Genomic DNA, 13,111 nt, shown 5'->3' with positions numbered 1-13,111 from the left:
TTTCCTTTTTGCCTCAGCTCCAGGTGCGATCCCAGGAATATTCATCGTCCCAGTGATCCGTCGGCTGCCAAATGCCGGTAACACCCGGTTGCAGATGCTGCGAGATCACCTCATCGACAACGTCGTCAATCCCCAGGCCGGGCTTGTCGGGAACTGTGATGAAGCCGTTCTTCACCAGCGGCTTGGGAAGGCCCGTGACGATATCGTCCCACCAGTCGACATCGGCGGAATGGTATTCAAGCGCCGTGAAGTTTTCGGTCGCGGTCGCGACATGTGCCGCGGCCATTGCGGCGATTGGACTTTCCGCCATGTGGATGGCCATGGCGACACCCTTGTCCTGCGCCATGTCGCCGATCTTCTTGGTCTCGAGGATGCCCCCGCTGGTGAGCAGGTCCGGGTGGATGACGGCGACGCCGCCGCTGTTGAGCAGAGGCTCGAAGCCCTCTTTGAGGTATATGTCCTCACCAGTGCAGATCGGGACCGTGGTGGCGTCCTGCAGTTGGCGATATTGCTCGGTATACTGCCATGGGATCACATCCTCGAGCCAGGCTGGCACGTATTTTTCAATTCGCCGGGCAAGGCGAATGCCGTTCTGCATCGAGATATGGCCGATATGGTCGATGGCGAGCGGCACATCCATGCCGATGACCTCGCGAACCTCGGCGATGTATTGCTCAAGCAGGTCGAGGCCCTTGTCTGAAAAGTGGAGGCCGGTAAACGGGTGCTGGACGTTATGCAAATCGTACGCAGCGTTGCGCACACGGCGCTCTTCGATGGTCTTCAATGGCCCGCGACTGGGATGGTCGCGGTATCCTTCCAGTGAGCCGGCAGGAAACACGACCGCACCGGGCACATCCGCAATCTGCATCAGTCCCAAATCCATCTTGAGGAAAGTGAAGCCGAGCTCCATGCGCTGCTTGAGGCGCTTTCCGGTCTCGGTGCCGCTCGGCACGGTGGCGTCGGTATCGCAGTAGACGCGCACTTTGTCTCGAAACCGGCCGCCGAGCATCTGGTAGACCGGGACGCCATAGGCCTTACCGGCAAGATCCCACAACGCGATTTCAACTGCCGATACACCGCCGCCTTGCCGACCGTGCCCGCCGAACTGCTTGATCCGGCGAAACAGCCGATCGATGTTGCAAGGGTTCTCGCCAAGCAACCGGCTCTTCAGCATCAGCGCGTAAGTGGCGCTGGCGCCGTCGCGCACCTCGCCAAGCCCGACGATGCCCTGGTTGGTGTAAATCTTAAGCAGCACTGTGGTGAACGGCGCCCCGACAATTTCCGCTACCCGCATGTCGGTGATGCGAAGGTCGGACGGCTTGGAATACATGTTCACCCGATTGAGCGCCTCGTCGGCTCCATCTGCCTCTGGCATGATTTATCCTCGTTTTGGTGGGCGGGGCTCATCGCCGCGCGCGCTGGGGCGGCGTGGTGCGTTGCTAGTTAGTCCAGCTCTATCTCATGGTTTTGAAGGTAGTCGCGGTTCATCTCAACGCCGAGACCAGGCTTGGGCGTAAGCTTGAGACTGCCGTTCGAAACATCGAGCGGCCGGTCGATGAGGTGATCGTATTTGCCAAGGTTCCACTCCGATGTTTCGAGTTTGTAGAAGTTAGGAACGGTCATCATCACCTGTGCTCCCGCAACCACGTTGATCGGCCCTGCCGCGTCATGCGGCGAGACCGGGATGTAGTAGGCTTCGCACAGGGCAGAAATCTTCTTGAGTTCAGTAATGCCGCCGGTCCAAGTGACGTCAGGCATAATGTAGTCAGCGAGCTTGTTTTCGAGCACCGGCACGAAATCCCACTTCGTGTGACCGCGCTCCCCCCAAGAGATAGCGGCACTGACCTTCTCACGGACCTGTCTCAGCGCGTTGAGGCTCTCCGGCGGACAGGGCTCCTCGAACCAGTCGATCTGACCAGCTTCCTCGAGGCTCCGACAAAGTCGAATGGCGGTCGGGACGTCGAACCGGCCATGCGCATCGATGAGGATGTCGACATCAGGGCCCGCCGTTTCGCGGATGAGAGCCGTGAGTTCGGCGGCTTCGCGCTCATCCTTGCGGGTCATGCTGCCATCGAGGTAGCCGTCCCGCTGTTCGCGAGGCAGCCCATCGGCGGTGCGGCCTTGGTGGGGGAAGGGATCGAACTTGAGCGCAGTGTGGCCAGACTCGACGATGTCTCGAATTTCGCGGACCACAGCCTCTTTGCTGGTAAACTTAGCCTGGTTCGGGTGGGTGTAGAGCGCGATCTCATCGCGTAGCGGCCCACCCAACAGCTCGTAAATCGGCTTATCCAGGACTTTTCCTCGGATGTCCCAAAGAGCTATGTCGATGGCGCTGACGCATTCGACTGCGGCGCCGCGACTGCCCATGTAGGTGAAGCTGCGGAATATCTTGTGCCACAGGTACTCGATACGCGCCGGGTCCTCGCCCGTCACAGCGGCACCGATCTGCCGCAGGATCGTACAGAGGGCGCGATTGGCGAGCCTTGTCGTGGTGGTGATCTCGCCCCAGCCGCTCACCCCCGCGTCGGTCGTCACCTCGACGAACAGAAACTCTCCCCAATAAGAAGCATCGGACTTGATTAGCCACGGCCGAACGCTGGTGATTTTCATATCAACTGCCTTTGTCAGAAGTGGTCGGGATAGCGATGTTGCGGGGCCAGGTATTTTATCCTGCCCGAGCGGCGTTACGCGCACGCATGTGTTCTAGGATGTGCCGGCCGGAGCCTTCGACATGGCGTGCAATGAGTTCGCCTGCCTCGTTCGCGTTTCCCGCTTTTACATGCTCGATGAGCTCGCGATGCTCGCGAAGGATCGCGGCGCGCCGAGCGAGCGTGAAGTCGAAACGCCGGCTCACGGCTCGAAGCACTTCGCGATGCTTCCACCAAAGCTCGGCTGCGTGGCGGTTGTAGTGCCTCTGGTACATTACGGTGTGGAAGGCGGTGTCCAGCTCGCTGTGCCTGACCGTATCGGCGAAGTCGTTCTCTTCAATCAACCCTTGGATGCGTTCGAGTTCAGCAATGTCCTCGACGGTGGCCATACTCACGAACCATCGCGTCAGTGCCGGCTCGATCAAGACTCCTATCTCGTAGATGTCTCGAACAAAGTCCTGATCAATAGGCCGGACACGCGCTCCGCGGTTAGGAACGAAGGTAACAAAACCTTCGCCGCGCAACAGTTGCAGAGCCTCGCGCACTGGGTTGGTTGAGGTGCCATGGCGCCGGGCGAGATCAGTGACGACAAGCCGTTCGTTGGCAGCGAGCCGCCCTTCGATGATGTCATCCCTGATCAGTTGATAAAGCGAGGCGCCCTCGCTGGAGGCCCCGATAGCGTCGATCCCATCGGGTGGCTGTGCTTTAAAATCGCTCGTTTCGGCCAAGACTGTCTCCAATCAATACATAGATTGCTCGGATATCACGCGATCTTTCCACAAACAATGTACGATTTCTCCGATTGACAGGCAATCCATGATCTGAAAACGTATAATCAGCTCGAACGGATACATTGGCGGCAACGCCCAGCCGGCGAGCAAAGACCGCTCGCCTCGAGGCAGAGCGGCATGGGAGAACCTGGAGGATGCCTATGACGAGGATTTCACTCGGAGGTGCCGTCCTGCGCGGCACTGTCTCCACTGCTTTGATGGTATCGTTGATGTCCGCGTCGGCGCTGGGGGCGTCGGTCGACTTGAGCCAGTGGTCGCCGCAATATGTGCGCTCCATTGCCGGCACAGAGAACTTCGACACGGCGGCCGATTGCGCCAAGGTCACCCCGCTCGATTACAAGGGACGACTGACTTTCTGGTATCAAGGCGTGTTCGAGGGCGACCCCGATCTTTTGCGCCAGTATTACAAGGAATTCTTCGAGACCTTCCGCAAAACCTACCCAAACATCCAGCTTGAGGAACAAGCCCTCACCTATAATGACCTGCTGGACAAGTTCCGGACCGCGCTCCTTGGCAATGCAGCGCCGATGGCGGTCCGCCTGCAAATCCTGGGTGGCACCGAGTTCGCCTCCAAGGGCTATTTGCAGCCACTCAAACCCGAGGACGTTGGATATTCGACCGAGGATTTCTGGCCAGGCGCAATGAAGGCCGTGACCTGGGATGGGGTGACCTACGGCATTCCCACCAACAACGAGACGATGGCGTTCATCTGGAACGCCGACGTCTTCAAGCGCGCAGGCCTCGATCCGGAGAAGGCTCCGGCAACCTGGGACGATGTCGTCAAGTATTCTAAGCAGATCCACGACAAGCTCGGCATATCAGGTTACGGCCTCGTGGCTCGCAAGAATGCCGGCAATACGCCGTACCGCTTCATGCCGCAGCTGTGGGCCTATGGTGGTGGCGTCTTCGACGAAGCAACCGCGAGCCCGGCCTACAAGGAAGTCGAGCTCAATAGCCCGCAGAGCAAGGCGGCATTGCAAGCCTCCTACGACATGTACGTTCGCGACAAGTCGGTTCCGGTTTCGGCGCTCACCAACCAGCAGGCCGACAACCAGCCCCTCTTCCTCGCTGGCCAGCTCGGCATGATGATCTCGCACCCGTCCGACTACAACGTCATGCTCGACCTGCAGAAAAAGGCGACGGACACGGACAAGGCCAAGGCGCAGACGGTCATCGACAACATGCGCTACGGCCTTATTCCGACTGGCCCGGACGGCAAGCGCGCCGTCGTGTTTGGCGGTTCCAACATTCACATCCTGAAGCCCGAATATGTCGAGGGCGGCAAGGTAGACGAGCCGGCTGCAAAGGCTATCATCTGCATGTGGACGAGCCCCGAGTGGTCGTTGAAGATGGCCTATGCCGGCTCGAACCCGGGAAACCTTAACGGCTTCAAGACCAAATGGATGAAGGAACGTCTGGACAGCATCAAATTCCTCGATGTCACGACCTCGATGCTGCCATACGGCATCCCGTTCCCGGCACTGCCGCAGTCCCCCGAGATCATGAACATCATCGTCCCGGACATGCTGCAGAATGCCCTGACCGGAGCCATGACGGTCGACCAGGCAGCGGACGACGCAGCCAAGAAGGTAAAAGACCTGATGGACGGCGGACTCTAGTCCAAGCCTGAAGATCTGACCGGCTGCGCCCCGATCGCAGCCGGTTTGTTCCGACGAACAAGGGCACCGCACAGTGACGATCTTGACTGGCAAGGCCGAGACTCGCCGAAGACTGCAACCCGATAGGCCAGGCGTGCTGCAAAAGATCTGGGAGCATCGCGCTGACTACGCGTACGTACTTCCGGCGATCGCCGTGATGCTCATCGTCATAGCCTACCCTATCTACTACACGATCGAGCTTTCGTTCTTTAATACGCCTCCCGGCCTGCAACTCCGGGACAAGATTTTTGTCGGCATCGACAACTACATCGCCATCCTCACAAGTCCGGTGTTCTGGAAGGTCACCTCGAACACTCTTGTCTGGACGCTCGGGTCCACTTTCATCTCATTTGTCCTGGGGTTTGCCTGCGCCTTGGCGCTCCATCGTGACTTTATCGGCCGTGGCATCCTGCGCGCCGTCCTGATCATTCCCTGGGTCATCAGCGCGGTCGCCGCGTCCTACATCTGGAAGTGGATCTACCATTCGGACTTTGGGATCATTGGCGCGGTGCTGGTCGGCCTCGGATTGGCGGACCGGCCGCCGAATTTCATCGACAGCGTCAGCACCGTGCTGCCCTCGCTGATCGTCGTCAATATCTGGCGAGAGTTTCCGTTTGCCATGATCATGATGATGGCTGGCCTGCAGACGGTTCCCGACCAGTTGCTGCGCGCCGCAAAGGTGGACGGGGCCAATGCATGGCAGCGATTCTGGCACGTCACCTTTCCGCACTTGAGAAACGTCTCGACGGTGACGATCCTTCTGCTTGCCGTGGCCAACTTCAATTCGTTCATCATCCCCTGGATCATGACCGGCGGCGGGCCGTCGAACGCTTCGCATATCTGGATCACCCACATTTATGAGCTCGCCTTCGGCCGCCAGCGCTGGGGAGTGGCATCGGCCTATTCGGTGCTGCTGTTCCTGATCTTGATGTCGCTCGGTTACTTCTACGTCCGTGCGCTGAGCGGCAACGAGCAGAGGGATGCGAGCGAATGAGCACGATTGCCGAGACTCCTCATCGAGACCAGGGGCGTCGCCGCATGCGCATCGATGGATGGCGGTGGGGCGGACGCATCTTCCTTGTGTTCATGCTGCTCTACACTGCATTACCGATGATCTGGATGCTGATCACCTCGATCAAGTCCGGCTTCGCGGCCATGCAATTCCCGCCGCAATGGTGGCCGGACCAACCCACGCTCGCCAGCTACCAGAAGCTGCTCGATCCGCAAAACAGCGTCGGCCAGGACTTCCTGCGCTTCTTCTGGAACAGCCTTTTCGTCTCGACCGCCACGACCATCCTTTCGGTGATCGTGGCAGTTCCTGCGGCCTACGCGTTTTCACGCTTTACCTTCCCGGGGCGGAACTTTCTGTTCTTCGCCGTCTTGCTTCGCAACATGTTCCCGGCAGTGATCTTTCTCGTGCCGCTCTTCATCCTGATGCGCGCGATCGGGCTGGTAAACACGCATGGGTCGCTCATCCTCACCTACCTCACATTCGGCCTGCCGCTGGCAATCTGGCTCCTCAAGGGCTTCTATGACAACATCCCGGTGCAACTCGAGCAGGCGGCGCGCATCGACGGCGCAACGCGGTTCCAGGCCTTTGTCCTGATCGTGATGCCGCTCTCGGCGCCAGGAATCATTGCCACGGCGATCTATTCCTTCATCGGCGCATGGAACGAGTACATCTACGCCTACACCTTCCTCTCCAAAAACGAGCAGTTGACGCTGCCGGTCGGCATCCAGCGCTTCTTCTCGGAGAATACGACGGACTTTCCGGGCCTGATGGCGGCCAGCTTCATGATGAGCGTGCCCGTCGTAGTCCTGTTTCTCGTCCTGCAACGATACTTCGTACGCGCCCTCACGGAAGGCGCAGTCAAGCACTAGGGGAGTTGCCGTTGGCCCACGTGGTCCTCAAAGATCTGGTCAAGACCTATGGCAGCTTCAAGGCTGTCAACAATGTTTCGCTGACGGTCAACGACGGCGAATTCGTTGCGCTTGTCGGCCCGTCAGGCTGCGGCAAGACAACCACGCTCAATCTTGTGGCGGGGCTTATCCCCATCACATCTGGCGACATCGTCATCGGCGACCGGGTGGTCAACCACCTGGATCCCAAGGACCGGGATATCGCAATGGTGTTCCAGAACTACGCGCTCTATCCGCAGAAATCGGTCTACAAGAATCTCGCGTTCCCGTTGCAGATGCGCAAATTGCCAAGGGACGAGATCGACAAGAAGGTCAAGGAAGCAGCGCGAGTGCTCGACATGACGCAGCTGCTCGAGCGCAAGCCACGCGAACTTTCGGGCGGGCAACAGCAGCGCGTGGCCCTGGGCCGTGCCCTTGTTCGCGATCCGGCGGTATTTCTGATGGATGAACCACTCTCCAACCTCGACGCAAAGCTGCGCGTGCAGATGCGGTCGGAGATCAAGCGTTTCCACCAGGACCTCAAGGCGACGATCATCTACGTGACGCACGACCAGCTCGAAGCGGTAACCATGGCCGACAGGATGGCGGTGATGAACGGCGGCTACCTGCAGCAATACGATTCGCCGGCGCAGGTCTTTGCCCACCCGGTCAACATGTTCGTCGCCAGCTTCGTCGGCAGCCCGGCTATGAGCCTTGTTCCGCTAGAGGCATCAACGGCAGGCGGAAACACTGTGTTGACCAGCGCGGAGGGCTGGCGTCTCGAGCTCTCGCCAAATAACGCCCGGAAGGTCGAAAGGGCCAAAACCAGGAAAGTCGTGCTCGGCGCACGTCACTCGACGATCAAGCTGCACAAGAGTGCGATGCCCGGAAGCGTCCCTGCCAAGGCCTACACGGTAGAGCCGACCGGAGATGTCACCTTCGTTCAAGCGTTTCTGTCCGGCGCCATCGTCAATGTCAGCGTGCCGCCGACCATCGCCGTCGCGCCTGATGAACAGATTTGGCTCGAATTCGATCAGGAGCGGATGCATCTGTTCGACGGTGAAACAGAAATGGCCCTCAAGGCCAACTGAGACCAAGCGGATGCGTGTGAAACGAGGGCGTGGATGACCACGAAGCTTAAAATTACGACGATCAAGCCCTATCCGGTATGGGTCGGAACGCGTAACCAAATGCTGGTCAAGGTCGAGACTGACAACGGCCTCTTCGGCTGGGGCGAGAGCGGCTTAAGCGGTCGCGAGATGGCCGTGGCCGGTGCGATCGAGCACTTTCGCGAGTTTCTCATCGGCCGCGACCCGATGCAGATTGGTCGGATCTGGCAGGAAGTCTATCGCAGCCAATACTTCGAAGGCGGGCGAGTTCTGCAGGCGGCGATTTCCGCGATCGACATTGCCCTTCACGACATCAAGGGCAAGGCGCTGGGCGTGCCGGTCTACGAACTGCTGGGCGGCAAGCAGCGCGACCGCATACCTACCTTCGCCTCGACCGGAGACGAGGCCGAAGGCGATGTAGCCATTGAGCGAGCTCGCGAACTACGCGCGCAAGGGTGGCAGGCGATCCGCTTCTTCCCCATCGGGCAAAGCAGCAAGGACATCTTTGAGCCGCGCGAGTCGATCGGGCCTACAGCAACCATGCTGAACAAGGCGCGCGAGACGTTGGGCAACGACGTCGTCCTCGGCATCGACTATCATCATCGGCTGTCGGTGGCCGAGGCGGCGAGCTTCTGTAACAAGCTCGGCCGCGGCGTGCTCGATTTCCTCGAGGAGCCGATACGAGACGAGACACCCGGGGCCTACGAGTCCCTGCGCACGATGACCGACATCCCGTTCGCGATAGGCGAGGAATTTGCCAGCAAGTGGCAATTCCTGCCCTACATCGAGCGTGGCATCCATCAGTTCAACCGGCTCGATGTTTGCAATGTGGGCGGGCTCACCGAAGCGATGAAGGTCGCGGGTTGGAGCGAGGCGCACTATGTGGACCTGATGCCCCACAATCCCCTCGGGCCAGTCTGCACGGCCGCAACCATCCACCTCGCCGCAGCGGTGCCGAATTTCGCTTGGCTCGAGACCAGGGCTCCCGAAGCAAAGCTGGGCTTCGATAATTCCGACTTCTTCCCCGTGCAGCCACGCCTCGACGGCCCCAACTACCCGGTCAGCGATCTGCCGGGGCTCGGTGTGGAGGTCAACGAAGAGGCGGTCAAGGCGGAGAGCTTTCGTTTCTGGGAAGCGCCTCACCTGAAGCGCCGCGACGGTTCTGTCACAAACTGGTAGTTTCATCCACCGGAGTCTAAAATGACGCATACGCCCGACATTACGCGACCGCCCAAGGAGCTGATCGACGCACTGAAGGAAATCGGCGCCGCGACGGTTGCCGGCACACTTGGCCACATGGGCTTCCGCAATCCGCACATGGTCGGTCCCGTGTCGCAGAACCGCGGGAAATCGATCGTCGGGCCGGCCCTGACGCTTCAATTCTTGCCGCAGCGACCGGACCTCTTCAGCGAGGGAGAATATGCCGATCCGGAGACGCAGTTGCACCGCCACGTGCTCTATCACGCGCAAGAGGGCGATGTGGTCGTGGTCGACGCCCGCGGCGACATGAGTTCGGGCGTCTTCGGCGATATGATGTCGACGTATTTCAAGGGCAGAGGCGGCGCCGGCATCGTGATCGATGGGTGCATGCGCGATCGGCCCAATGTCGAGAAGCTAGATCTCTGCCTATGGCTGCGCGGCTGGACGCCCAACTATCATGTGCAGACCAGCATCTATCCCAATGCCGTCAACGTCCCGATTGCCTGTGGTGGTGTCACTGTAATCCCCGGTGACATCATCGTCGCAGACGACGACGGGGTGGTCGTGCTTCCAGTCGCAATGGCCTCGAAGGTGATCGAGGAATCGCAAAAGCATCACGATTGGGAGGAGTTCTCGCGAATGAAGCTTATGGAGGGTGGGTCGTTGCAGCGCTACTATCCACTGCATGACGATGCCCGCGGAGAGTACGAGGAGTGGCGCAAAACAAACCGCTTCGAGAACTGAAGCCAGCCTATTGATTGCGGTGGGCCCAACACCTTCCGGGGTATAACCGACCTACAGGAAAAGTCGAATTTCGCCGTGGCGTATCCGCTTTTCGATTCCGCAGCCGGGATCCAGTCGCCATCGGATGCTCTGGATCGCCTGCAGCCTTACGAGCCCTCGTCAGGAATGTTTAGGATTTCGCCGCAGGCCTTGCAGTGAACGGCGTCCGCGTCATGTCGCAGTAGTCCACATCGGTGGCAGGCATATGTGACCTTATGGGGTCGGACCACCGCCTGGGCCAGTCGGACGAACAGCGAGATGCCAACGATCATCGTTACGACGGATGTGAGCTTTCCAACAGTGCCGGGAAGCGTGATATCTCCGAAGCCCGTCGTCGTGACGGTCGCGACCGTGAAATAAAGCGCGTCGACGAACCCTTCTCCCCCAACTTTGTCGTAGAAGAACGAGGTATAGACGAAGCCGGTGATAAGGAAGAGGAATACCACGAAGTTGATGATCGCTCTCACAACATCGAGAAGATGAACGTAGCCCGCCCTGCTGAGAGCTTCCTTAATCAGCGGACTTCGACCGATCGCCCAAAGTCGAAGGACTCTAAGGAACGCGAAATTAAACAGCAAATCCGGGAAGGCGAGGGTTGCCAGGACGACCACGTCAATCCACGTCATTGGGCGAAGGATCCATTGGCGAATGGATGGCGCCGCAATCGCGCGGGCGATCATTTCCACTGCGATCCAAACGGCGATAGCGTAATCGATAATGAGATAAGAGGGGCCTGAACGGAGGTATGGCCCCAAGATGAAGAAGGCGAGGATAGCGATATCGACAAGCGCAAACGCGGCCTGTAGCAAAAATGCTTGCCGGCCGTCGGCTCGTTCGATCCGGCGCAGACCCTGCTTCAAATCCTTTCGGTGCGTGCCGTCCCCGACGTCAAAGATGCCCATAGTCGAAATCTAGGCTCCTAGGCATGGTCATCAAGTCTCGGTATTTGAGATTGCGGACGATGCGGTCGTCTGCTTTCGGTTCGAAGTGGTCATCCGGCCGCTAGAGCACAGAGAAGATTGAAGCGATCGACTTCCAATATGCGTCTGCGTTACCTTCACTCGACGGCGGTCGCACGTCGAAGAGGCGCGCAAGCTCGTCCGTTCGCTCAAACGACAACCTTTGCTTCTCCTGATAGGCCAGCATCGGGACCTGATCTGACGGCATCAATGAACGCTCGCAGGGCAGGCGCCATCTGCCGCTGCTGCGGGTAGCAAACAAACCAACCCGGGAAGGGTGCGGACCAAGCTTCGAGGCAACTGACTAGCCGCCCCTGCCCAATATAATCCGCTACCGTGTCCTCGACCGCAAATCCTATTCCTACCCCTTGAAGAGCAGCATTCAACGCCGTCTCCTTGTCGCTCAAGATGAGGGGACCGTTGACGGCGACGCTGAACCACGCGTCGTTTTCGAAGAATTCCCAGGCATAGGGAGCCTGATGTCCAGGCCAGCGCCACCGTACGCATCGGTGGTGGACAAGATCACGTGGATGCTCGGGGCGACCATGCTGGCTGAAATAGTCGGGTGTCGCGACAGCCAGTTGCCGCAATTCGGGCCCCAGACGGACGGCGACCATATCTCGTTCGATGACCTCGCCGATCCTCACCGCGACATCATAGCCGCCAGCCACAATGTCAACCGTCTCATCATCGATCGTGATGTCCAGCACGATATCGGGATAGCGTTCGGCAAAGCTCTTGAGGATTGGTTGGATATGCTTCTGCGCGGCCGAGCGGAACGCGTGCACACGGACAGTGCCTGCCGGCCGCTCGCCAGCAATCCTTGTCTGTGCGAGGGCGTCCCCCAGTTCGAACGCCGCCGGTCTCACCCGTCGGAAGAGGTTCTCGCCAACCTCCGTCAATGACACGTTGCGCGTCGTTCGGTGAAGAAGGCGCATTCCGACCCGCTTCTCGAAGCTGCGGATCATCTGGCTGAGTGCCGAAGGCGATACGCCGAGCACCTCAGCGGCACGGCTGAAGCTCAAGTATTCGGCAACGGCGATGAAAGCGCGCATTTGGTTGTAGTCGTTCCCCGCCGGGAGCCTGTCCGCCAACATGTCTTGCATTGTTAAGTCCACCTAACAAGGATGTTTACTTTTTCGCGGATTATACAGCGTCGGACGGTGTGGCAAACTCCTTCTTACCGAAAGCAAAGGAGCATTTCATGACCACTTGGTTCATTACCGGCATTTCACGCGGGCTTGGAAAAGCGCTGGCCGAGGCAGCGCTGGCAAGGGGCGATACTGTCATTGGCACGGTCCGGGGAACCGATCGGCCGGTAGAGGACGGTTCGGGTCGTTTGCACGTTCTTTCAGCCGACCTGAGCGATGGTGGGACCGCGGAGACTGTGACCCGCCAGGCGTTTGAGATCGCGGGTCAGATTGATATCGTCGTCAATAACGCCGGTTACGGCCTGCTTGGCGCGCTCGAGATGGCCGCCAACGAGGATGTCGCAAGACTTTTCGCCGTCGACGTCTTCGCCCCATTTCGCATCATCAAGGCTTCCCTGCCATATCTGAGAGCGCAGGGACGTGGTCACATCATCAATATAACGTCCGTCGCAGGCCGCGCGCCCGGTGTCGGAACCGCGATGTACTCCGCCGCCAAGGCAGCCCTTGAGGGCATGTCCGCAGGTCTTGCCTCGGAGGTCAAGCCTTTTGGCATTAAAGTCACCGCGGTCGCTCCGGGTGCCTTCCGAACCGATTTCCTGTCGGCCCACTCAATCCGCAAGAGCGACGCCGCCGGTGAAGCCTACGCTGAAACAATCGGGAAAAGTTCGGCGGCCTTTGACGCTGCCGATGGCCGGCAGGCCGGAGATCCGGTCCTGGCCGCGGAGGCGATCCTGGAACTCGTGAACTCTGACAACCCTCCTCTTCATCTCCTGCTAGGAAGCGACGCTTTGCGTCGTACACGAAGCAAAATCGATCAGGTCGTCGAGGAGATCGACGCATGGGAGGCCATCACACGGGGCACTGATTTCGTAGAGGCATAAAGAGGCCGTTTCAACCCGATCCGCCATGTAAC

Annotated in this window: 12 protein-coding genes; 7 read left to right on the top strand and 5 right to left on the bottom strand. The window is 59.3% G+C overall.

The window, feature by feature from the left end:
* Positions 1-13 precede the first annotated feature (13 nt).
* The 3 genes from FHT97_RS10345 to FHT97_RS10335 all read right to left on the bottom strand — a co-directional run bounded on the left by FHT97_RS10345 (position 14) and on the right by FHT97_RS10335 (position 3,376).
* Entirely contained in the window at positions 14-1,375 is a 1,362-nt protein-coding gene (locus FHT97_RS10345; RefSeq protein WP_183861888.1) for a mandelate racemase/muconate lactonizing enzyme family protein, read from the bottom strand.
* 68 nt (positions 1,376-1,443) lie between these two features.
* Positions 1,444-2,610 carry a mandelate racemase/muconate lactonizing enzyme family protein gene (locus FHT97_RS10340; protein ID WP_183861886.1) on the bottom strand — a complete coding sequence of 389 codons (1,167 nt, stop codon included), beginning with the start codon at positions 2,608-2,610 and terminating at the stop codon, positions 1,444-1,446.
* Positions 2,611-2,665: 55 nt separating this feature from the next.
* Positions 2,666-3,376: a GntR family transcriptional regulator gene (locus FHT97_RS10335; protein ID WP_183861884.1), complete on the bottom strand. Its 711-nt coding sequence runs from the start codon at positions 3,374-3,376 to the stop codon at positions 2,666-2,668.
* Between the two features lie 203 nt (positions 3,377-3,579).
* Here FHT97_RS10335 and FHT97_RS10330 point away from each other — a divergent pair, with 203 nt between their 5' ends.
* The 6 genes from FHT97_RS10330 (at position 3,580) to FHT97_RS10305 (ending at position 10,049) form a co-directional block, all read left to right on the top strand.
* On the top strand, positions 3,580-5,058 hold the full coding sequence (locus FHT97_RS10330) for a sugar ABC transporter substrate-binding protein (RefSeq protein ID WP_183861883.1): 1,479 nt from the start codon (positions 3,580-3,582) through the stop codon (positions 5,056-5,058).
* Positions 5,059-5,131: 73 nt separating this feature from the next.
* Positions 5,132-6,091 (top strand): sugar ABC transporter permease, encoded by a 960-nt coding sequence (locus FHT97_RS10325; RefSeq protein WP_183861882.1) that lies wholly within the window; start codon positions 5,132-5,134, stop codon positions 6,089-6,091.
* Positions 6,088-6,978: a carbohydrate ABC transporter permease gene (locus FHT97_RS10320; protein WP_112660778.1), complete on the top strand. Its 891-nt coding sequence runs from the start codon at positions 6,088-6,090 to the stop codon at positions 6,976-6,978. Before FHT97_RS10325 ends, FHT97_RS10320 begins: the two co-directional genes overlap by 4 nt.
* Before the next feature lie 11 nt (positions 6,979-6,989).
* Positions 6,990-8,087 (top strand): ABC transporter ATP-binding protein, encoded by a 1,098-nt coding sequence (locus tag FHT97_RS10315; RefSeq protein ID WP_183861881.1) that lies wholly within the window; start codon positions 6,990-6,992, stop codon positions 8,085-8,087.
* Positions 8,088-8,120: 33 nt separating this feature from the next.
* Positions 8,121-9,284 (top strand): mandelate racemase/muconate lactonizing enzyme family protein, encoded by a 1,164-nt coding sequence (locus FHT97_RS10310; protein ID WP_183861880.1) that lies wholly within the window; start codon positions 8,121-8,123, stop codon positions 9,282-9,284.
* 21 nt (positions 9,285-9,305) lie between these two features.
* Positions 9,306-10,049 carry a ribonuclease activity regulator RraA gene (locus FHT97_RS10305; protein WP_183861879.1) on the top strand — a complete coding sequence of 248 codons (744 nt, stop codon included), beginning with the start codon at positions 9,306-9,308 and terminating at the stop codon, positions 10,047-10,049.
* Between the two features lie 146 nt (positions 10,050-10,195).
* On the opposite strand, the gene FHT97_RS10300 is transcribed toward FHT97_RS10305, so the two are convergent.
* Both FHT97_RS10300 and FHT97_RS10295 read right to left on the bottom strand, forming a co-directional pair.
* Positions 10,196-10,990: a potassium channel family protein gene (locus FHT97_RS10300; RefSeq protein ID WP_183861878.1), complete on the bottom strand. Its 795-nt coding sequence runs from the start codon at positions 10,988-10,990 to the stop codon at positions 10,196-10,198.
* A 206-nt stretch (positions 10,991-11,196) separates the two neighbouring features.
* Positions 11,197-12,153 carry a LysR family transcriptional regulator gene (locus FHT97_RS10295; RefSeq protein WP_183861876.1) on the bottom strand — a complete coding sequence of 319 codons (957 nt, stop codon included), beginning with the start codon at positions 12,151-12,153 and terminating at the stop codon, positions 11,197-11,199.
* Between the two features lie 98 nt (positions 12,154-12,251).
* Here FHT97_RS10295 and FHT97_RS10290 point away from each other — a divergent pair, with 98 nt between their 5' ends.
* Entirely contained in the window at positions 12,252-13,079 is an 828-nt protein-coding gene (locus FHT97_RS10290) for an SDR family NAD(P)-dependent oxidoreductase (RefSeq protein WP_183861874.1), read from the top strand.
* Positions 13,080-13,111 lie beyond the last annotated feature (32 nt).

Source organism: Rhizobium sp. BK399 (genome assembly GCF_014194695.1).
Taxonomy (GTDB): Bacteria; Pseudomonadota; Alphaproteobacteria; order Rhizobiales; family Rhizobiaceae; genus Rhizobium.
Note: the sequence above shows the minus strand (reverse complement) of the source record. Positions and strands in the feature narration are given on the sequence as shown.